The 20,758-nt window shown below is 64.6% G+C and carries 19 protein-coding genes and 1 pseudogene; 7 read left to right on the forward strand and 13 right to left on the reverse strand.

Annotation, left to right across the window (positions count from 1 at the left end; all coding sequences use genetic code 11):
* Positions 1 to 73 precede the first annotated feature (73 nt).
* The gene (locus tag ACD578_RS01535; RefSeq protein ID WP_404290257.1) at positions 74 to 1,006 is read left to right on the forward strand and encodes a DMT family transporter; all 933 of its coding nucleotides are present in this window, start codon (positions 74 to 76) and stop codon (positions 1,004 to 1,006) included.
* A gap of 13 nt (positions 1,007 to 1,019) precedes the next feature.
* Here the strand turns inward: ACD578_RS01535 and ACD578_RS01540 are convergent, their stop codons facing one another.
* Entirely contained in the window at positions 1,020 to 1,910 is an 891-nt protein-coding gene (locus ACD578_RS01540; protein WP_404293642.1) for a LysR substrate-binding domain-containing protein, read from the reverse strand.
* A gap of 289 nt (positions 1,911 to 2,199) precedes the next feature.
* Here ACD578_RS01540 and ACD578_RS01545 point away from each other — a divergent pair, with 289 nt between their 5' ends.
* Positions 2,200 to 2,526 carry a DUF1127 domain-containing protein gene (locus ACD578_RS01545; RefSeq protein WP_404290259.1) on the forward strand — a complete coding sequence of 109 codons (327 nt, stop codon included), beginning with the start codon at positions 2,200 to 2,202 and terminating at the stop codon, positions 2,524 to 2,526.
* Here ACD578_RS01545 and ACD578_RS01550 read toward each other — a convergent pair.
* From ACD578_RS01550 to ACD578_RS01560, 3 genes are all read right to left on the reverse strand, one after another.
* Positions 2,523 to 3,272 (reverse strand): DUF937 domain-containing protein, encoded by a 750-nt coding sequence (locus ACD578_RS01550; protein WP_404290261.1) that lies wholly within the window; start codon positions 3,270 to 3,272, stop codon positions 2,523 to 2,525. The genes ACD578_RS01545 and ACD578_RS01550 overlap by 4 nt on opposite strands.
* A 123-nt stretch (positions 3,273 to 3,395) precedes the next feature.
* Positions 3,396 to 4,742, reverse strand: coding sequence for an MATE family efflux transporter (locus ACD578_RS01555; protein WP_404290263.1), 1,347 nt, complete (start codon positions 4,740 to 4,742; stop codon positions 3,396 to 3,398).
* 32 nt (positions 4,743 to 4,774) lie between these two features.
* Positions 4,775 to 6,625, reverse strand: a complete 1,851-nt coding sequence (locus tag ACD578_RS01560) for a monovalent cation:proton antiporter-2 (CPA2) family protein (RefSeq protein ID WP_404290265.1) — start codon at positions 6,623 to 6,625, stop codon at positions 4,775 to 4,777.
* Positions 6,626 to 6,921: 296 nt separating this feature from the next.
* On the opposite strand from ACD578_RS01560, the gene ispH reads away from it, so the two are divergent.
* From ispH to rnhA, 3 genes are read left to right on the forward strand one after another with little or no spacing between them, the layout of a single operon-like run.
* Complete coding sequence (gene ispH, locus ACD578_RS01565) at positions 6,922 to 7,881, forward strand: 4-hydroxy-3-methylbut-2-enyl diphosphate reductase (protein ID WP_404290267.1); 960 nt, start codon at positions 6,922 to 6,924, stop codon at positions 7,879 to 7,881.
* Between the two features lie 3 nt (positions 7,882 to 7,884).
* Positions 7,885 to 8,850, forward strand: coding sequence for a homoserine kinase (locus ACD578_RS01570; protein ID WP_404290269.1), 966 nt, complete (start codon positions 7,885 to 7,887; stop codon positions 8,848 to 8,850).
* The gene (gene rnhA, locus ACD578_RS01575; RefSeq protein ID WP_404290271.1) at positions 8,847 to 9,314 is read left to right on the forward strand and encodes a ribonuclease HI; all 468 of its coding nucleotides are present in this window, start codon (positions 8,847 to 8,849) and stop codon (positions 9,312 to 9,314) included. Before ACD578_RS01570 ends, rnhA begins: the two co-directional genes overlap by 4 nt.
* 246 nt (positions 9,315 to 9,560) lie before the next feature.
* Here rnhA and ACD578_RS01580 read toward each other — a convergent pair whose 3' ends face one another.
* Both ACD578_RS01580 and ACD578_RS01585 read right to left on the reverse strand, forming a co-directional pair.
* Positions 9,561 to 10,043 (reverse strand): peroxiredoxin, encoded by a 483-nt coding sequence (locus ACD578_RS01580; RefSeq protein ID WP_152711801.1) that lies wholly within the window; start codon positions 10,041 to 10,043, stop codon positions 9,561 to 9,563.
* Between the two features lie 41 nt (positions 10,044 to 10,084).
* Positions 10,085 to 10,912, reverse strand: a complete 828-nt coding sequence (locus ACD578_RS01585; protein WP_404290273.1) for a protein-disulfide reductase DsbD domain-containing protein — start codon at positions 10,910 to 10,912, stop codon at positions 10,085 to 10,087.
* Positions 10,913 to 11,018: 106 nt separating this feature from the next.
* Between ACD578_RS01585 and ACD578_RS01590 the strand changes: the two genes are divergently transcribed.
* Entirely contained in the window at positions 11,019 to 11,630 is a 612-nt protein-coding gene (locus ACD578_RS01590; protein ID WP_152711798.1) for a YqgE/AlgH family protein, read from the forward strand.
* Between the two features lie 11 nt (positions 11,631 to 11,641).
* On the opposite strand, the gene ACD578_RS01595 is transcribed toward ACD578_RS01590, so the two are convergent.
* From ACD578_RS01595 to ACD578_RS01610, 4 genes and pseudogenes are all read right to left on the reverse strand, one after another.
* Complete coding sequence (locus tag ACD578_RS01595; RefSeq protein WP_404290276.1) at positions 11,642 to 14,521, reverse strand: EAL domain-containing protein; 2,880 nt, start codon at positions 14,519 to 14,521, stop codon at positions 11,642 to 11,644.
* 199 nt (positions 14,522 to 14,720) lie between these two features.
* Positions 14,721 to 16,004 carry a M16 family metallopeptidase gene (locus ACD578_RS01600; protein WP_404290278.1) on the reverse strand — a complete coding sequence of 428 codons (1,284 nt, stop codon included), beginning with the start codon at positions 16,002 to 16,004 and terminating at the stop codon, positions 14,721 to 14,723.
* Positions 16,001 to 17,415, reverse strand: a pseudogene (gene thrC, locus ACD578_RS01605) (threonine synthase). Before thrC ends, ACD578_RS01600 begins: the two are co-directional and overlap by 4 nt.
* A gap of 75 nt (positions 17,416 to 17,490) precedes the next feature.
* Entirely contained in the window at positions 17,491 to 18,018 is a 528-nt protein-coding gene (locus tag ACD578_RS01610; protein WP_404290280.1) for a GNAT family N-acetyltransferase, read from the reverse strand.
* 235 nt (positions 18,019 to 18,253) lie between these two features.
* Here ACD578_RS01610 and ACD578_RS01615 point away from each other — a divergent pair, with 235 nt between their 5' ends.
* Positions 18,254 to 18,610 carry a hypothetical protein gene (locus ACD578_RS01615; protein WP_152711791.1) on the forward strand — a complete coding sequence of 119 codons (357 nt, stop codon included), beginning with the start codon at positions 18,254 to 18,256 and terminating at the stop codon, positions 18,608 to 18,610.
* On the opposite strand, the gene ACD578_RS01620 is transcribed toward ACD578_RS01615, so the two are convergent.
* The 3 genes from ACD578_RS01620 to ACD578_RS01630 all read right to left on the reverse strand — a co-directional run bounded on the left by ACD578_RS01620 (position 18,593) and on the right by ACD578_RS01630 (position 20,700).
* Entirely contained in the window at positions 18,593 to 19,354 is a 762-nt protein-coding gene (locus tag ACD578_RS01620) for an SURF1 family protein (protein ID WP_404290283.1), read from the reverse strand. The genes ACD578_RS01615 and ACD578_RS01620 overlap by 18 nt on opposite strands.
* Positions 19,354 to 19,725: a DUF983 domain-containing protein gene (locus tag ACD578_RS01625; protein WP_404290285.1), complete on the reverse strand. Its 372-nt coding sequence runs from the start codon at positions 19,723 to 19,725 to the stop codon at positions 19,354 to 19,356. Before ACD578_RS01625 ends, ACD578_RS01620 begins: the two co-directional genes overlap by 1 nt.
* A gap of 117 nt (positions 19,726 to 19,842) precedes the next feature.
* Complete coding sequence (locus ACD578_RS01630) at positions 19,843 to 20,700, reverse strand: cytochrome c oxidase subunit 3 (protein ID WP_152711787.1); 858 nt, start codon at positions 20,698 to 20,700, stop codon at positions 19,843 to 19,845.
* Positions 20,701 to 20,758: the final 58 nt, after the last annotated feature.

Raw genomic sequence — 20,758 nt, forward strand, 5'->3', positions numbered from 1 at the left:
CGATCAGATTTCATCATTTGTGCTGATGCGTGGCTGAGCGTATTCCGATTCTCTCAAAGGGGACGGGAATGCCATGAGTCACGCCAGCGCCGCCATGCCCGCGCAGAACCTGAAGGGAATCGACGGGACGACCCTCGGGCTCTATGCGGCCACCGTGTTCCTGTGGGGCGTGAGCTGGATCGGCATCCGGGCGCAGCTCGGCGTCGTGGCGCCGGAGATGTCGGTGCTGTGGCGGTTCCTGCTCGCGGCCGCACTCATGTGGGTCTGGGTGCTCGCCACCGGGCACCGGGTGCGCTTTCCGCTCGCCGATCACCTGCGCTTTGCAGCCGTGGGCTGCTGCCTGTTCTCGTTCAACTTCATCTCGTTCTATTACGGCGGTTTGAGCGTGCCGTCCGCGCTGCTCTCGGTGGTGTTCTCGCTCGCCTCCGTGTTCAACTTAGGTCTCGGCTTCGTGATCTTCCGGCAGAAGGTCGAGCCGCGGGTGGCGCTCGGCGGCGTCATCGGAGTTGCGGGAATCGTGTTCCTGTTCTGGCCGGAAATCACCGGCGCGGGCTTCAACGCGGCGGCGCTGAAAGGCCTCGGGCTCTGCGTGATGGGCACGCTGTTCTTCTGCTCGGGCAACATGATCTCGACGGTCGTGCAGCGCCGGGGCGCGCCGCTTCTCTCCGCCACCGCCTGGGCCATGACCTATGGCTGCGCGGTGCTGCTGGCGCTGAACCTCTTGCGCGGCAACGCCTTCATCATCGAGCCCACGGTGAAGTACATCGGCTCGCTGCTCTACCTGTCCATCGGCGCGTCGGTGCTCGCCTTCATGTCGTACCTCACCCTGCTGCGGCGGCTCGGTGCCGCGCGGGCGGGCTACGCCACGGTGCTGTTCCCCATCGTGGCGCTCACGGTCTCGACCCTGCTCGAGGGCTATGTGTGGACGCCGCTTGCCGTGATCGGCGTCGTGCTGGCGCTCGCCGGCAACGTGCTCGTGCTGCGCAGGCCCGCGGCGAAAGCCTGATCACGAAGCCTCGTCACTCCGCCGCGAGCGGCGCCATCGCGCGGGTCGAACCGAGATTGTCGAGCGACTGCTTGATGTGAACGCCCAGGGCATCCGCGAGCGGGTTCTCCTCGCCGCGGGCGCGGATGAGGCCGATCTTGCACGAGGGCAGGGCCGGGAAGCCGTCGGACGGTCCGAGGATGCGCATGCCGGAACGCACGGCGCTCTCGGGCAGGACCGAGACCGCAAGTCCCGCCAGCACGGCCGCGCCCACGGCCGTCGAGTGATAGCTCACATAGGCGACGCGGAAGGTGCGGTCGGCGCTTTCCAGCGCTTCCGTGGCCGAGTGGCGCCAATCGCAATTGGGGCGGCCGAGCGCCAGCGGGACCGGGCTTTCCTCGTGCACCCCGTGGCGGGCCGAGGTCACCCAGAGCAGCTGCTCGATGCGCACGATCTCGGACGGGCCGCGCCGGTCCACATGGGTGATGATCGCGAGATCCAGGTCGCTGTGCTGCACCCGCTCGATCAGGTTGTGGCTGGGCTCGCACACCACCGTCACCTCGGCCTTCGGGTTGGAGCGCGAGAAGCGGGCCAGGATCTCCGGCAGATAGCGGTCGGCGTAATCGTCGGGAAGGCCGAGGCGCACGCGGCCGGTGAGCTCGTGCTCGTTGAAGGAGGCCATGCATTCGGAATTGAGCCGCACGATCCGGCGCGCGTAGTCGAGCAGGCGCTCGCCTTCGTCGGTGAGCTTCGACAGGCGCCCGTCGCGCTCGAAGATCGTCTTGCCGACGCGATCCTCCAGCCGCTTCATCTGCATGGACACCGCGCTCTGCGTCTTGTGCACGATCTCCGCCGCGCGGGTGAACGAACCGGTATCCGCAATGGCCACGAAGGTCCGAAGCTGGTCGATATCAAGCAGATGCATGGCGATGCCCTCATCATCAATCATGTTGATGATACATATCTCAAACAATCGTTTCAAGTGATGATAAGCGTCTGGTACAACCGTCCACAGGATGGAAATATACCAGCGGAATCAGTGGCTTCACTGAGAGCTGCCTGGTGCATTCTTCCATCGCGCGGCTACCAGAATCCTGGGATTCCCTTGCAACGGCCTTGCAACAAGCCTTGCAACAGGTGCTGAAACGCCTTGAAACGCTGTAACAAGCTGTTTCAAGGCAATTGAATTGAAAGTGAGAGCAAGGAGACCTCCGATGAACCGGTCTGCATTTTCGACGACGCCCTTCTCAGGAATGGCTGCCCTGAAGCAGTTCACCCGTTCGTTCGTCGCTCTCACGCAAGCGTTGAGGCACCGCCGGGAGGTCAAACATCTCGCCGAGTTCGACGACAGGATGCTCAAGGATATCGGGTTGACGCGCAACGATGTGTCGAGCGCGCTCGCCGAGCCGTTCACGCGCAATCCGTCATGGGTGCTGATTCGAAGTGCGGAGCGACATTCCCGCGCTGAAAAGCCCGACTACTCGGCCAGGCAGGCCCGACCCGTGGTTCCCATGGTGACGCCGGTCAAGCGCTGCGCCTAGGACTTCGAAGAATCCGTCTTCCAGGCATCGCTGAAGATCGATTGCAGGGACGCGAGATACTGCAACTGCATCTCGCGTCCTTTTTCCATCATCTCGTCGAAGGACGGCGAGGGTCGCGGCTCCTCCTTGGGCGCTTGCTTGGGCGGTTGCGGAATCTGCATCTGCAGAACGCTTGCCATCATGTCCTCGAACGGATTGGCATGCTTCTTCTCGGGCGCCGTCGCGGTCGTCCAGCCTGCCCAGAGATCCGCCCAAGGGTTGACGGCGCCGCTTGGCTTGTCTTTCGCGCCGTCCTTGGAGGATGCCATGGACTGGATCGCATGCGCGTGCGCCGTCATCCAATGCGACATGCCTCCCGCCATGACGCCGGCGAGAACCGGCAGCAACTGCTGCATGGTCTCGGTGCTGACGCCCGCGTAGTCGGCGGCCTGATGTGCCACGCGGCGGCTGATCTCGTCGGAGCCGAAGAGCTGGTCGAGCAGCCGTCGTCCTTCCTGCTGCGCCTGCGGGGTGAAAGGGTTGCCGGCGGCCTGCCAGAAATTCTGGTAGGCGCCGCTCATCATGGATTGGAACAGGCGGGCAGGATCGCTGGACGCGGTGGCGTGCTGCAGCCCCATGGCGAAGGCCGGCATGAAGGCCGCCATGGTCTTCTGCGTCTGATCACCTGAAAGGTTAAACTGCTGCGCGAGGGAGGCCAGGGCCGCATTGGTCTGGGCTTGGCGCATCAGGTCGAACCAGTTGAACATGGCAGCCTCCTCGAATTGAAACGCCTGCGGCACTTCTTAGGCCGGCGGATCGTTGTGCGCGACCCGAAGGGCCGCGTAAGCGAAAAACCGGATCCACATTTTGAGCCCGATGCGCCTGGAACGTCACACGGCTCGAACAGCTTGCCTCTCCAAACGCCGGATTGTCCAGAACGCAGTGATGACGGCTGCAATTCCAAACACCACGGATCCCGCGCCGATCCCCAGGAGGGCCCCCTTGGGGCCGCCGATCTGGGCCCCGAAATAGGCGAAGGGAATCATGCCCAGCGTGGCCCGTCCCCAGTTGAAGAAGGTGGAGAGCAGGGGATAGCCGAGGTTGTTGAACGAGGCGTTGGCCACGAAGACGAGGCTGACGAAGAACCAGATGAAGCCGCTGAGCTGGCAGAAGAACTGGACGATCTCGGCCGTTGCCGGCGGTGCATTGAAAGCTTGGGTGATCGGGACTCGCACGAGAAACAGGATCAGCCACATGCTGCCGACATAGGCCACCGTGAAGATCAGTGCGTCCTTGAGCGTCTGCTTCATGCGGTCATAGCGCTGCGCGCCCCAGTTCTGCCCGAGCACAGGGCCGATGGCTCCGGCGAGCGCAAAGACGCCCGCGAAGGACACGGGCGTGACCCTGTCGATGATCGCCGAGGCGGCAATCGCCTGATCGCCGAACTGCGCCATCACCCCCATGAAGAAGGCGTTGGCGATGGGAGCCGCGATATTGGTGAGGACAGCCGGGATCGCAATGGAAAAGAACGACCGCGCATCACCGGCGATCGACGTCCAGTCGGGCCGGGCCAGAAGGTGGTGGGCACGAGTGAGGTAAAGGAAGGCCACATAGACATAGGCGACGCGCGCGATGTTGATGGTCAGCGCCGCGCCGTTGGCCTTCAGGCCCAGTCCGAAGATGAGAATTGGATCGAGAGCGACCGTGACGGCTGCCACGGACAGGCTGGCATACATGCTGCGCTTGGCATCGCCCGCAGCGCGCAGGACGGTGGAGAACGCCATGCCGATGGCCATAAGAACGTTCGTCGGCAGCGCGATCCAGAGGAAGCTCTTCGCGACCTCGTAGGCTTCGTCGCGTGCGCCCATCGTACCCAGGATCAACGGCAGCAGAGGCAGAATGATCAGGCTCACGAGGGCTGCGACCGCCGCCATGAGGATGCTGCACGAGGTCGCCAGGCGGCGCGCATCGTCGGGCCGGCGCGCCCCGAGGGAGCGCGAGACGAGCGCTCCGATGGGAATCATCAGGCCCACATTGATCGAGACCGTGAAGAACATCACCACTGTGGCGAGGCCGACGCCGGCCGTCAGGCTCGGATCGTGCAGCCAGGAGATGTAGAGCAGCGAAACGAGGTCGACGATGAAGATCGCAATGAGGCCGGCTGCTGCCGTTCCCGTCATGACGAGAACGTGGCGCATGGTCGAGCCGACCACGAAGCGCGGTGACTCACTCGTCATGTCGGTTTTCTTCACCGAAGGCTCAGCATCCATCACGTCACGCCTTCGCCGAGGATGTCTCGCGTCTCCGGGCTCAGCGCCCTGGCCCTGCTCGTGGGAACCGTAAGCGGTTCCGGGGTGATCTTGGCGCCCACCACGAGCTCGGCGCCGCCCATGGTGCCGACTTCCTTCTGCAGCACGAGGCGCGCGATATCGCGCTTGCGCACGTCGTTGGCCGCGGAAGCCGCCGCATCGGGCTCGGTCCCGAGTTCCTCGAGCGCCGCCCGCCCGAAGACGATGGCGGATTCGAACACCTCGCGGATCTGATAATCCACATCCCGGTTCATGAGCTCGATGGCGTGAATGCGATCGAAGGCGCGCACGAAGCTGCGGGCGTTCTGGAAGTTCTCATGAATGATCTCGATGATCTTCATCATCGCTTCCTGATCGTCGATGCAGATGCAGATCATCTCGGCCTTCTCTGCACCGGCCGCGCGCAGCACGTCGAGGCGGGTGCCGTCGCCGTAATAGACCTGGAGCCCGAAGCGCCCCGCATCGCGGATGCGCTCGACATCCTTGTCGATCACGGTCGCGTGAATGCCCTGCGCCAGCAGAACCTGGTTCACGATCTGCCCGAAGCGGCCGAAGCCGATCACGAGAACGCGGCTCTCAAGCTCGCCTTCCTGACCGGGAAGTCCCTGCAGATCCGGGTCTTCCTCGCTCTCGCCGCTCCTGGCGACCATCTTCTCGACGAAGGTCGACAGGAGCGGGCCCAGCAGCATCGTGATGGCGGCGAGCGCCGTGACCGGCTGCGCCTCGGCCGGAGACATGACGCCGAGCCCCATCGCAACGGGGAGAAGGACGAAGGCGAATTCGCCCGCCGTGCACAGAAGCGTTCCCGACCGCAATCCATCGCGCCAGCTTGCGCCGAACAGCTTCGACAGGACGGCGATGAGAAGGCTCTTGCCGATGATGATTGCAGGTGCGGCGATGGCGAGCAGCACCCATTGCTCGCGAACGAGGGCCAGATCGATCGACATGCCCACGCTCATGAAGAACAGGCCGAGCAGCATGCCGCGGAACGGCTCGATATCGGCTTCGAGCTGGTGGCGAAAATTCGATTCAGCGAGCAGCAATCCTGCGAGGAACGCACCCATCGCCATGGAGAGGCCGACCTCCTGCATGAGCAGGGCGGCGCCGAGCACCACGAGCAGCGCCGAGGCGGTCATGACCTCGCGGGCGCCGCTGCGGGCGAGGATACGGAAGAAGGGATTGAGCCCGTAACGGCCGATCAGCACGACGGCCGTGATGCCGAGAAGCGCTTCGCCGACTGCCAGGAGGCGATCCATGAGTGAACCATGATCCGCAGCCGCCCCGGAGGCGAGAAGCGGCAGGATGGCCAGGAGCGGAACGACGGACAGATCCTGGAACAGCAGGATCGCGAAGGAGCGCTGGCCGTAAGGGGTCGGCAGATCGTTTCTCTCGCCCAGCATCTGCAGGGCGATGGCTGTCGCCGAAAGCGCGACGGCGACGCCCGTGACGAAGGACGCCTTGGGCGAGAAGCCGATGGCGTAGGCAGCGGCACCGAGGCAGAGGGCCGTCACGGTCAGCTGAGCGAAGCCGAGGCCGAAAATGTCCCGCTTCATCTCCCAGAGATGGGACAACTTCAGTTCTAGCCCGATGATGAACAGAAGCAGCACCACGCCCAATTCCGCGACCGTCGCGATGGTCTCCGGGTCCTCCACAAGGCTCAGGCCCGACGGGCCGATGGCGACGCCGGCCGCGAGATAGCCCAACACGGCGCTCAGTCCCAAGAGGCGGAACACGGGCACGGCCACAACCGCCGCCCCGCAGAAGGTCAGGATGGGTGGAAGGAAGCTGACGTGGGAAGCGGTGGAGGCCATGAGCGATCAGGGGAAATGAAGGGCTGTTTCACCTTTCTAGGGATTCTTATGGGCAAGAGCGAGCGATTCTTGACCGGAACAGCCCCGCTTCGTGCCTCATCGCACAGGTTCGGGAAGGCCACTCCACGTCATCACCGGCCTTGTGCCGGTGATCCCGATCTAAAAGGCGTGATGTTTCATGTGGTCGGGATGGCCGGGACATGCCCGGCCATGACGTCGGAGGGCGTCATCTCCGCCGCGAATAAGCGTCGCTCCCGCTTGACAGGAGGGGCCTCGTCTCGCCACATCGCCAGATCATGACGAAGCCCTCTCTCGACATTCTGCTCTGTGCCCCGCGCGGCTTCTGCGCCGGGGTCGTCCGTGCCATCGATGCGGTCGAGAAGGCGCTCGCGATCCATGGCGCGCCGGTCTATGTGCGCCACGAGATCGTGCACAACAAATATGTCGTGGAAAACCTGAAGCGGAAGGGCGCGGTCTTCGTCCGGGAGCTCGACGAGGTGCCGGATACGCAGGCTCCGGTGATCTTCTCGGCCCACGGGGTCCCCAAGTCGGTGCCGGAGGCGGCAGAGGCGCGCAACCTCTTTGGGATCGACGCCACCTGTCCGCTGGTGACCAAGGTGCACCGGGAGGCGCAGGTCCACCACAAGCGCGGCCGCCACATCATCCTGATCGGTCATGCGGGGCACCCGGAGGTGATCGGCACCATGGGGCAATTGCCTCAAGGAGCGGCCACCATGGTCGAGACCGTGGACGATATCGCCCGGCTGCAGCCTGCGGATCCGGACAATCTCGCCTTCGTCACCCAGACGACGCTCTCCGTCGACGATACCCAGGACATGGTGGATGCCCTGAAGGCGCGGTTCCCATCCATCGTCGGGCCGCACAAGGAAGACATCTGCTACGCCACCACGAACCGCCAGGGCGCGGTCAAGCGCGTGGCGCCCCAGGTCGATGCCATGATCGTGGTGGGCTCGCCGAATTCCTCCAATTCCCAGCGTTTGCGCGAGGTCGCCGAGCGGGAGGGCTGCCCCCTGGTCCGGCTGATCCTGCGGGCCGAGGACATCGACTGGAGCCTGTTCGACAACATCCGCAGCCTCGGCATCACCGCCGGCGCCTCCGCACCCGAGATCCTCGTCGAGGAGATCATCGACGCGTTCGCGGCTCGCTACGAGGTGTCGGTCGAGAGCGTGTCGACGGCCGATGAGAGCGTGTTCTTTCCTTTGCCTCGCGAGCTTCGTGAGCAGGCGGCGGAGTAAGCGGTGGCAGTCTATACGGAAGTCGGCGACGAGGAGCTCTCGGCCTTCCTCGAAACCTACGACATCGGCACGGTGCTCTCCTACAAGGGCATCGCCGAGGGCGTGGAGAACACCAACTATTTCCTTCATACCACGAAGGGCTCGTACATCCTGACCCTCTACGAGAAGCGGGTGCGGGAGGACGATCTGCCCTTCTTCCTCGGCCTCATGCAGCATCTGGCGCTGAAGGGGCTGAATTGTCCGCTGCCGGTCGACAACCGCCGCGGCGAGCCTCTCGGCCGGGTGGCCGGACGGCCCGCGGTCATCATCACGTTTCTGGACGGCATCGCGGTCCGCCGCCCCACGGCGCAGCATTGCGGCGCGCTCGGTGCCGCCCTGGCGAAGCTGCATCTCGCCGGACATGACTTCTCCATGCAGCGGCCCAACGCGCTTTCGCTGGAAGCCTGGGCGCCGCTCTTCGCGCAGGCCGAGGCCCAGGCCGACACGGTGTCTCCCGGCCTCGCCGAGCGGACGCGGCGCGAGCTCGCGAGCCTGCAGGACACCTGGCCCCGCAATCTGCCCTCCGGCATCATCCACGCGGATCTCTTCACGGATAACGTCTTCTTCATCGGCTCCGAGGTTTCGGGACTGATCGATTTCTACTTCGCCTGCACGGATTCCTTCGCCTACGACGTCGCGATCTGCCTCAACGCCTGGTGCTTCGAGATCGACGCCTCGTTCAACCTGACCAAGGGCAAGGCAATGCTCGCAGGCTATCAGTCCGTTCGCCGGCTCGAGCCGCGAGAAGTCGAGGCCCTGCCGGTGCTCTGCCGGGGATCGGCCATGCGCTTCATGCTGACGCGGCTGGTGGATTGGCTCAACGTGCCGCCGGGTGCGCTGGTGAAGCCGAAGGACCCGCTGGAATACGACCGCAAGCTCAACTTCCACCGCCATGTGAAGCATGCGCGCGAATACGGACTCGACGCATGAGCACACCTGAGCGCGTGATGATCTACACGGACGGAGCCTGCTCGGGAAATCCTGGACCGGGCGGCTGGGCCGCGATCCTGTTCTTCAAGGGCAGCGAGAAGGAGGTCTCCGGCGGGGAGGCGCATACTACCAACAACCGCATGGAAATCCGCGCGGCCATCGAGGGCTTGAACGCCCTCAAGCGTTCCTGCGCGGTCGATCTGTTCACGGATTCCCAGTATGTCCGCCAAGGCATCACGCAATGGATGCACAACTGGAAACGGCGCGGCTGGCGCACGGCCGACAACAAGCCGGTGAAGAACGAGGATCTCTGGCGGGAGCTCGACGAAGCCGCGTCCCGGCACGACGTCGCTTGGCACTGGGTGAAGGGCCATGCGGACGATCCGACCAATATCCGCGTCGACGAACTCGCCGTTGCCGCCATGAAGCCGTTCAAGAGGCAGGGCCGGAGGGTCAGCGTCTGACCGTTTCGGCTGGTGAGGCCGGACGAGAATGACACTCTCCCACGTCATCACCGGCCTCGTGCCGGCCACGACGTTTGTTTGATGCGCAGCGCCGAGGAGGCGCTACGGTGTCATCCCCGGCGAGCCGCAGGCGAGGGAAGGGGATCCACGATCAAGCGATGAGTTGATGGATTCCCTTCCCCTCCGCTGCGCTCCGGCCGGGAATGACACCGTTGCACTCCGTTCCCGGATATGCCCCGAGAGCGATCAGAGATCCTTCATGATGTTGTCGGCGCCGGAATGCTGCGCCTTGGAGGGAGCGTCCTCCACGTTGATCGCCTTCACCACGCCGTCGTCGACAACCATGGAATAGCGCTGCGAGCGCGTGCCGAGGCCGAAGCCCGAGCCGTCCATGGAGAGGCCGATGGCTTTGGCGAAATCGGCATTGCCGTCGGACAGAAAATCGATGCCTTCGGCGCCGGAGGCCTTGCTCCAGGCTTCCAGAACGAAGACGTCGTTGACCGAGGTCACCAGGATGGAATCCACGCCCTTGGCTTTGATCTCGTCCTTCTTCTGCACGTAGCCGGGCAGATGGTTGCGATGACAGGTCGGGGTGAAGGCGCCGGGCACGGCGACGAGAACCACCTTGCGGCCCTTGAACAGATCGTCCGTCGTTTTGGCCACGGGCCCCTCCGCCGTCATGATGCGGAAGGTGACCTGGGGAAGGCGTTCTCCAACCTGGATGGGCATGGGCATATTACTCCAAAGGGATGCCGTTGTGTGCTTCATCCCTAGCGCGGTTGCCCGTTGCCGTCGAGGCTGACTTCCGTCTCGACGGACCTTCCGCCCGCCACCAGGGTCAGGCGCACGGGAATCGGGCCCGAGGCATCCTTGGGCTTTTCATCCACGATCACGGTAAAGCGGTTCGCGTCGTCGGGCAGGGAGGTCGAGAGATACCAGTTCTCCGGGCCCTCGGCGAAGAGGGAGGGTTTTGCGCCCTCCGGAGCACGGACGGTGACGGAGAAGGTGGGCTTGTCGTGGATCGCGGGCTCGACGGAGAGGACGGACAGATCGGCCTGCGCCCCCAAGGCCTGCGGGCGCGGCACCTTCGCCAGAGCGGCCTCGATGACGCTGCGGTCCGGGCCATCCTGGGTCAGGTCCAGGGTCAGATCCGCTCGGGCCGGGATGCAGATATCCTTGCAGACCCCGTATTCGGCCGAAAGCACAAGCGTGACCGGCTTGTCCCTGTCCTTCGCCGTGACCAGGACCGGCAGAACGACCTTCTTGCCGTACACATAGGCCACGCCCGCGGCATCCATGTGCCGGTACGGGGCGGGAAAGCGGATGTCAGCGCCGGCCACATTCTCGGATCGCGACCAGTCGAAACGGGGCGGCAGACCGGAATCGCCCGGATTGCGCCAATAGGTCTTGAAGCCCGGGTCGAGGGTGATCTCGATGCCGGCAAGCCAGACATCGCCCTGCCGGCCGCCTGAGATCAGACGGGCCTGAGAGTGAAAACCCTGGGTGACGGCGGTCGGCTTGGACGGTTGCGCGACAACCGCGGCAAAGGACAAAATCGAAAAAATCGCGGCCGAAACGGTGCGGAGCATGAATGCCATGGAACTGACGCCTCCCTGACGCGCTTCCCTTATGCGTTTTATCTTCGGGTCCGCCATCCACGATCCTGTGATCAGACGGCAGGTCCGGCAAGGCAGAATTTGGAATATGGGCTCTCAGCTTCCTCCCTACGATACCGAATCCCCTTACCTGGATGGGCAGGTCCTCGTGGCCATGCCGGGCATGATGGACGAGCGTTTCGCGCGATCCGTCATCTATGTCTGTGCCCATTCGGCGGAAGGCGCGATGGGGATCGTCCTCAACCGGCCCGCCGCCAACCTGAACATGCCGGATCTGCTGGTGCAGCTCGAGATCCTTCCCGAACCGGAGCGGATCCGGCTGCCGCAAAGGGTGGGCAGCATGCAGGTGCTGATGGGAGGGCCTGTGGAGACGAGCCGGGGCTTCGTCCTCCACTCGCCGGACTTTCATCTCGCCCAATCGACCCTGCCCATCGACGACAGCATCTGCCTGACCGCAACCATCGATATCCTGCGGGCCATTGCCCGCGGCGACGGGCCGGAGAATGCCGTGCTGGCACTGGGCTATGCCGGCTGGGGCGCCGGACAGCTCGAGATGGAGCTTCAGGCCAATGGCTGGCTCAATTGCCCGGCCGACGCGGAGCTGATCTTCAACACCGCCGCCGATCTGCGCTACGAGATGGCCCTGCGCCGGATCGGGATCGAGCCGGCCATGCTGTCGATGGAAACCGGCCACGCCTAAACAGTGATGCTCTAAGCTGCCGCCGGGGCCGCGCCGACGAGTTGGCGGGCCTGCAGCGTCGACATCGGCTCTCCGAACACGGGACCCTGCGCATATTCGCAGCCGAGCTGGTAGAGCTCGATGGCCTCGGATTCGCTCTCTGCGCCTTCCGCCACGATCGCCATGCCGAGCTCATGCGCCATCTTCACGATGGAGCGCAGGATGACGGGCTTGCCGGCGGCCATCAGGCGCACGAAGGATTCGTCCACCTTGATCGTGTCGAATGGGAAGCGCTGCAGATAGGAGAGGGCGGAATAGCCCGTGCCGAAATCGTCGAGCGAGAGGCCTGCCCCGAGATCGCGCAGGCGCGTGAGCATCTGGGCCGAGTATTCCGGATTTTCCATCACGAGGCTCTCGGTCATCTCGATCTTGAGAGTGCCGGGAATAACGCCCGAGCGGGCGATGACCGTCTTCACGTCCTGCAGCAGATCGTGGCGCAGCAGGTGATGGCTCGACATGTTGACGCTGGCGAAGATCGGCGGCTCGACTTCGAGCGCGTTCTGCCAGGCGGCGAGTTCGCGCCCGGTCTGCTCCAGCAGGAAGACGCTCAACTTGATGATGAGGCCGGTTTCCTCGGCAATCGACATGAAGTCTTCGGGCCCGATGCGGCCGAGGCGCGGGTGATCCCAGCGCAGCATGGATTCGAACCCGGCGATGGTCCGGTCTTCCAGGCGCACGATGGGCTTGAACAGCACCTTCATCTCGTTGCGGTCGAGCGCGTGGCGAAGGTCGGTTTCCATCGTGAAATGGTCGCTGCGATCCGAGCGCATGGTGGGCCGGAAGACCTCGATCCGGTCGCCGCCGTGGCGCCTTGCATGAGCCATGGCGATCTCGGCGTTCCGCAGCACCTCTTCGCGCCGTGCGGCGATCTGCGGATCGTACAGGGCGATGCCGATGGAGGCAGTGAGGAAGATCTCACGCTCCGCATAGGTGAAGGGCGTCGTCACGACGCGCCGCACCATGTCGGCAAAGGAGATGATGCGATCCGGTTCGCGCTCGGAAAGCAGGATGATCGCGAACTCGTCACCCGAGATGCGCGCCAGGGTGTCCTGCGGCTTGAGCAGGCGACTCAGGCGGCGGGAGAGGGTGAGCAGCACCGAATCGCCGGCGGCATAGCCCGCCGTGGCATTCGCATCCTTCAGCTTGTCGATGTCGATGACGAGTACGGTGGGACGCAACGAATCGTCCTGGCTGGCGTAGGTGAGGGCCGCCTCCAACCGGTCGTAGAAGAGTTGTCGGTTCGGTAGACTCGTCAGGTTGTCGTGCACCGCGTCATACAGCAGGCGTTCCTCGGCGGTCTTGCTATCCATGACGTCGGCAAGAGTGCCGACGATGCGCAGCACCTCGCCGTCCGAGCCGATCACCGGGCGGGCCTTGAGGCGGAACCAATTGTGGGTGCCCGAAGAAGAACGCAGGCGGAAATCCTGGGTCAGGCGGCCCCGGCGCTGCTCGATCACCGCATCGAGGGCGAGCCGGTAGCGGTCCTTGTCGAAGGGGTGAATCAGGTTGAGCCAGGCGGAGGCGGGGCCTTCGAGCGAGCCACGCTTGAGCCCGAGCTGATGTTCGACCTCCGGGCTGACGAAGATGTTGTCGGAAACCACGTCCCAGTCGAACACGATGTCGCCGGCACCCGTCAGGGCCAGGGCCCGGCGTTCCGTGTCGTTCACGAAGCCGCGGGTGAAGGCGCCGCCGGCAAAGGCGTGCTGCATCACGGTGAAGCCGATGAGCATGACCACCAGAACAAGGCCGCCGACGAGGGCAGGCGGAACGAGATCCGACGAGAGCTGGCCCACGACCGTGAAGCTCGCCGCCGTCACCCAAGCCACCAGAAGGAGCCAAGTCGGGACGAGCATCACGGCCCGGTCATAGCCGTGCGTCGCCAGATGGATCACGAGGACGAAGCCGATGCCGGCAACGGCCGCAATGGACATCCGAGCCACGCCCGAGGCCACCGGCGGATCGACGATGGCGAGCGCCACCATGGCTCCGAGGAACAGCAGCCAGAAGGCCGTCACGTGGCTGTAGCGCACGTGCCAGCGGTTCAGGTTGAGATAGGCGAAAAGGAAGACGAGGAGCGTTGCCGACAGCACCGCCTCCGCACCGGCGCGGTAGATCTGCTCCGTTGCCTCGCTTATCGGAAAGATGCGCTGGAAGAACCCGAAATCGATGCAGGCATAGGCCAGCACCGCCCAGGCCAAAGCCGCCGCCGCCGGGAAGATCAGGGCACCCTTCACCACGAAGACGATGGTGAGGAACAGGGCCAGAAGGCCCGCGATGCCGATAATGATGCCCTTGTAGAGCGTCAGCCCGTTGATGCGGTCCTTGTAGGCATTCGCGTCCCACAGATGGAGTTGGGGCAGGTTGTTGGAGCGCAGCTCCGCCACGAAGGTGACAGTCGTGCCCGGATCGAGGGTAATGAGGAAGATGTCCGCATCCTCGCTGTCGTCGCGGTCCGGCCTGATCCCCTGGCTCGCAGTGATCGCCGCGATGCGGGTCGCGCCGAGATCGGGCCAGAGAACGCCGGAGCCGGTGAGGCGAAAGTGCGGAGCGACGAGGAGGCGGTCCACCTGCTCGTCGGTATCGTTGGTGAGTGCGAAGACGATCCAGTCGGGCCGCGTGCCGGCCTCACGCGCCTTCACGGCAATGCGGCGGACGATGCCGTCACGCCCCGGCGCCGTCGAGATCCTGATCTCGTCCCCGTCCGAGTTGTAGCGCTCGATGGCCGGGGTGAGGTCGATGGCCTTCATCTTAGGGTCGACGCGAACGGATTCCACCGCCCAGCCGGTCGACGGCAAAGCCAGCCCCAGGAATGTCGCCAAAAGAAGGGTTATGGCGAAAGATACGATCCGCAATGCTTCGGTCTTTCGTCCGGTACTAAACAGTGGAACAGGATTGGTACCGGTCAGGAGCCTTGAGAGCAAGCTGGAGCCGGAGAGGCTCCCCACTTGTCCGCAGGACTCATTTGTTATCGTTACTATGTGGCCATGAGACCAGTTTGCGGCGGGATTGAGGAGAATCGCCCGTGACCAAAGGGAAGGTGTGGCGGAAAATTCAGCCCTGCAGCCCTGAGGCGATGCTGTCCAGCGATGGCAGCCCTTTGATGGGGCCGATGGCCGCGAGCGTGGGTGCGCTCTTCAGCAGGCGACGTCCGGCTTCGCGCACATGCTCCACCTCAAGAGCATCGACCTTCCTGACGATCTCCTCGCTCGCCACCACGCGTCCCCAGGACAGGAGCTGGCGGGCCACGCGCTCGATGCGGCCGCCGGGTGTCTCGAGAGCGGTGAGGAGCGCGACTTTCATCTGCGCCTTGGCGCGCACGAGTTCGATCTCGCTGATGTCCTGGGTCGCCTGAGCCATGCAGGCGAGCGTGACGTCCATCAGCTCGCGCACGTCCGAGCCTGCCGTTCCGGCGCCGATGCCGAAGAGACCGCAATCGGAGAAGGGCCAGTGGAAGGAATCGATCGAATAGGCGAGGCCCCGGGTCTCGCGCACCTCGTGCCAGAGGCGCGACGTCAATCCGCCGCCGAGCATGTGGGCGAAGAGATGGACGGCGTAATAACCGGGATCCTTGAACGAAAGGCCCGGCAATCCGAGCACCAGATTGGCCTGTTCGAGCTTGCGTGAAATCCGCCTCTCCCCGCCCGTGTAGCGTCCCGATTCCGGCTGCTGCGGGGCGATTGCGGGCATGCCGCCGAAGAGGCGTTCCGCCATGTCGACGATCTGAGCATGGTCCACATCGCCTGCGGCTGCGAGCACCATCTTGCCCGGTGTGTATTCCCGCGCCAGGAAGGCGCGGATCGTCGCCTCGTCGAAGCTTTTGATGGTGTCCGGCGTGCCGAGGATCGGACGTCCGACGGCCTGTCCCGAGAATGCCGTTTCCATGAAGGCGTCGTAGATCAGGTCGTCGGGCGTGTCCTCGACGGCGGCGTATTCCTGCAGGATGACGCCTTTTTCACGGGCGAGCTCGCCGGGATCGAAGGCGGAATTGATGAGAATGTCGCCGAGCACATCGAGAGCGACATCCACGTCCGCGCCGAGAACGCGGGCGGTGTAGCTCGTGTATTCGACGCTCGTCGCGGCGTTGATGTCGCCGCCCACATTCTCGATGTCTTCGGCGATCTGGCGCGCGGAGCGGCGGGCCGTTCCCTTGAACGCCATGTGCTCGATGAGGTGCGACAGGCCATGCTCATGGGGACGCTCGTGCCGTGAGCCGGTGCCGACCCAGACGCCGAGCGTCGCGGTGGCGATCTCGGGCATGCGTTCGGTCGCCACCATCAGGCCGTTGGACAGGGTGGTGATGTCGACCCGCTTCTCGCGGACGAAGTGCTGATTCATGCGGCGGCGCCTTTGACCGCCCGCGCGCGCTCGCGGATGAAGCGCTCGACCGCAGCCTGGTCGTTGGGAAGAACCGTGAAGCTCTCCTTGCGCTCCATCAGATCAGCCATGTGCGGCGGAAGTGCGGGGCGAACGCCCGTCGCGCGCTCGACCGCATCCGGGAACTTGGCCGGATGAGCGGTGGAAAGCGCCACCACGGGAGTTTCGGGATTCTCATTGAGCAAGGCGCGTCCGGCGCGGGTGCCGACGGCGCTGTGCGGATCGAGCACGTAGCCGGTCGTGCGGTAGGTCTCGGCCATTTCGGCGACGACGCTGTCCTCGTTCACGGCCCGAGCCGAGAACTCCTCGCGGATGCGCGACAGCGGCTGTGCGTCGATCATGAAAGCGTGCGACTGATTGAGGTTCGCCATCAGGCGCCGGATCGCTCCGCCGTCGCGGCCATAGGCCTCGAACAGCAGGCGCTCGAAATTGGACGAGATCTGGATGTCCATGGACGGCGAGGTCGTGGGCTGCACGCCCTTGATCTCATAGGAACCGGAGCCCAGCGTGCGGGCCAGGATGTCGTTGGCATTGGTGCCGATCATCAGCTGCTCGACGGGAAGGCCCATCCGCTTGGCGGCCCAGCCGGCGAGAATGTCGCCGAAATTGCCGGTGGGCACGGAGAAGGAAACCGGCCGGTGAGGGGAGCCGAGCGCGACGGCGGCGGTGAAGTAATAGACCGCCTGCGCGGCGACGCGGGCCCAGTTGATGGAGTTCACACCGGAGAGCTGCAGCTCGTCGCGGAAGCGGGCATGGTTGAACATGCCCTTCACCATGTTCTGGCAATCGTCGAAGTTGCCCTCGACGGCGAGCGCATGCACGTTCGGCGAGGCCACCGTCGTCATCTGCCGGCGCTGCACGTCCGAGACGCGGCCATGGGGGTAGAGGATGAAGATGTCGACCTGATCCAGGCCCTTGAACGCCTCGACCGCGGCGCTGCCGGTATCGCCCGAGGTGGCACCGACGATGGTGGCCCGCGCTCCACGGGCCTTGAGCACGTGATCCATGAGGCGGCCCAAAAGCTGCATCGCCACGTCCTTGAAGGCGAGCGTGGGGCCGTGGAACAGCTCGAGCACGAAGAGATTGTCGCCGATCTGGGTCAGCGGGCAGACGGCCGCATGCCGGAACGACGCGTAGGACTCGTCGATCATGCGCCCGAGCGTGGCCTCGGGGATGTCGCCGTCGACGAGCGGCCCGAGCACGGCCTTCGCGGCGTCCGCATAGGGCTTGCCGGCAAAGCCCCGGATCGTCTCCCGGGCCAGGGTCGGCCAGCTTTCCGGCAGGTAGAGGCCGCCGTCCCGGGCAAGACCGGTCAGCAGGGCATCGGCGAAACCGAGCGCGGGGGCTTCCCCCGGGTCGAGACATGGAGCACGTTCGATCTCCTGGAAATTCGGCCGGACATTATGGGTATGGACCGGTTGCGGCAAGCCGCATCCGGTCGCAGATTTCACGGTTTTATCCGCGCCATGGCATAGGCATCGACGAAGACCCCGCCCCGGAAGGCGAAATCCCGGTGGGTGCCTTCGATCTCGAAACCGTTACGCTTGTAGAGCGCGATGGCCGGCGCGTTGTCCACATAGACCGTGAGCTCGATCCGGCGCAGGTTCAGCCAGTCGTCGGCGATCATGATGATTTCGCGCAAAAGCCGGAAGCCGATGCCTTGGCCGCGAAAGTCGTCATGCAGACCCATGCCGAGATAGGCCGCATGGGAGCGGCGGCCGGGCAGGCGCTCGAAACCGCCCAGACCGATGATCCGGCCGTTCTTCTCTACCACGAGACTGACATTGTTGGGGCCATTGCCTTCAAGCCGTTTGCGGGTCTCTTCGGGGCTTTGATAGGGCAGGCGCAAAGTGCCCCAGCGATAGCCGGGCATATTCCCCAGCGCGGCGATTCCTTCACAATCGATAGGACGCGCCGCACGGATGACGACGTCGTCGGTAGGATTGGGCGGATGGACAGCTGGTTCCGCGTTCATGTCGCTCTCCTCTGGATGAGGCGGAGGCGAACGGAACCTTCGAGAAGCCCTGCTCGTCTCCGCAGGGCTTGCCGGGAATGCTCGACGCTTGTCTAACCGCGCAAAGCCTCTCCCGTGCGCCCTGCAAGGCGCATCGTGAGATGGGTTACGGTAATGACGAGCGTGAACATGCGAAGCATGGTATATTACATAGGATCATAAGCCAAGCTCGTCTCGTTCGGAGATGCTTTTGCCCGTGCGCATGACCCGGATCGACTGGATCCTGCTGCCCGTTCTGGTCGGCGTGCTGGCGGGGGTGGTCGTGGGCGCGTTCCTGCTCGCGGGCTTCCTTGGATTAGGCATTCTCGGACTTATCGTCGGCGTTATGGCCCAGCGCATCGAACTCGAAAAAGATGGTGCCACCAGCAACGACATGACGACGTCCCTCTATGCGCAGCAATTCAAGGCTCAGGAAGGCATGACCCGCGCCGAGCGCGCGGAGCGGAAGGCCGAGAACGAGGCTCTTCTGGCGTGGCTGTTCGTCGCCAAGGTCGTTAGCGCCGGACTGATCATCCTCGGCTTCGGCCTCTTCGTCCTATTTCAGCTCGGCTGAACCCGGCTCCTTCAACCGACCCCGGGCGAAAGCGGTAAAGACGCCGATCAGGGTCAGCGCGATGCCGAACCAGGTGACCGCGTATTGCAGATGGTTGTTCGGCAGAGTGAGCGGGGTCTGGCCGCCTCGCGGCCAGCCGCCCGGGTTGGGGCTGGCATCCGCGTCGATCAGGAAGGGCGCCACACGTTCGAGATTGTGGGCCACTGCAATCGCCTGGGGGTCGCGGGCGAACCACTGGTTCCGGGCGGGATCGTCGCTGGGCGTGAAGGGATTGCGGGCTTCGGGCGCACGCACGAGGCCGGTGACCGTCACCTCGCCCTGCGGCTGGCTCTCCGGGCGCCGGGCCGGGTCGCGCAGGTCCGTGGGCACGAAGCCTCGGTTGACCATCACGATGGAGCCGTTCGCGAGCTTCAGGGGCGTGATCAGGTAATAGCCCTGGATCGGCGCGCCCTGGCGCTCGCCGGGGGCGAGGCCGTAAACGGGGGCTTCGAACGGGTGCAGGAAGGAGCCGGTCAGCCGCACCTTGCGGAACTCGTCCTGATCGGCGCGCCAGGAGGCCCAGTCCGCCTCCGGGACGATGGCGCCGGGCTCGCCATAGGCCCGGGCCCCGATCTGCGCGATCAGGTCTTCCTTCCACGCCTTGCGCTGGAGCTGCCAGGTGCCCAGGCCGATCAGGATGGCGAGGGCGACCAGCGCCGCCAATCCGGGAACGATCAGCGAGCGGGCCTTGTGGGAGGCGGCCATCACTTCTGGAAGCGCCCTTCCTCGGCCTTGTGGTGATATTGCAGGGCGACCAGAACGCCCTTCAGCGGACGGACGAGGGCGAGGCTCAGGACGATGCTGAGAGTGGACCACATGACGAGATGGAGCCAGATCGGCGGGGAATAGGCGAACTCGGCCCAGAGGGCGAGCGCCACCACCACGATGCCGACGATGGACATGACGAAGAAGGCCGGGCCGTCGCCGGTATCGGCGAAGGCGAGATCGAGGCCACAGACCTCGCATTTCGGCTGAACCTTCAGATAGCCCTTGAACACATGTCCCTTGCCGCAGCGGGGGCACAGGCCCTTGAGGCCGGTGATGATGGGGGAGGGGGCGGAAGGATCGTGTGCCACGGCTTTTCTCCAAACGGTTGCCGGTCAACGAACTCCCGAGCCAATGGTGCCGGGGAGCCCAAAAAGCGAAGGGCGGCTTCGAGAGCCGCCCTTGCTGAGTTTGTCATACTGAGCGGCTTAGTGGCCGGCTGCGTGGCCGCCGAAGCCCCAGACGTAGATGGCGGCGAAAAGGAAGAGCCACACCACGTCGACGAAGTGCCAGTACCAGGCCGCGAACTCGAAGCCGAGGTGCTGCTTGGGCGTGAAGTCGCCGCGATAGGTGCGCAGCAGGCAGACGGCCAGGAAGATCGTCCCGATGATCACGTGCGCGCCGTGGAAGCCCGTCGCCATGAAGAAGGTGGCGCCGTAGATGTTGCCTTTGAAGCCGAAGGTGGCGTGGCTGTACTCGTAAGCCTGAACGCAGGTGAAGATCAGGCCCAGGATCACCGTGAGCCACAGGCCCGCCTTGAGCCCCTGACGGTCGTTCTCCAGCAGCGCGTGGTGCGCCCAGGTGACCGTGGTGCCGGAGGTGAGCAGGATCAGGGTGTTGAGGAGCGGCAGGTGCCAGGGATCGAAGGTCTCGATGCCCTTGGGCGGCCAGACGCCGCCGAGAGCCTCGACGCGGGCATAGAGCTGCGGGTCGCCGGCATAGAGGGCGGCATCGAAATAGGCCCAGAACCAGGCAGCGAAGAACATCACCTCCGAGGCGATGAACATGATCATGCCGTAGCGGTGGTGAAGCTGGACCACGCGGGTGTGGTAGCCGGTATTGGCCTCGCGCACCACGTCTGTCCACCAGCTGAGCATGGTGTAGAGCACGCCGATGATGCCCGCGCCGAAGATGAACGGACCGAGATGCATCCCGGCGATGGCGATGTCCTTCCACCAGGTCACGAACCCGGATGCCATCAGGAAGGCACTGACCGCGCCGATGAGCGGCCACGGGCTCGGTTCAAGAATGTGGTAGTCGTGGTTCTTGGCGTGGGCCTCGGCCATTTCGTGTCGTCTCCGTGCCTCAAATGTGAACTCGCTTTAAGACGTTTCCGCCCAGCTT

The sequence above is a fragment of the Microvirga sp. RSM25 genome (assembly GCF_044784385.1).
GTDB classification, from domain to species: domain Bacteria; phylum Pseudomonadota; class Alphaproteobacteria; order Rhizobiales; family Beijerinckiaceae; genus Microvirga; species Microvirga tunisiensis.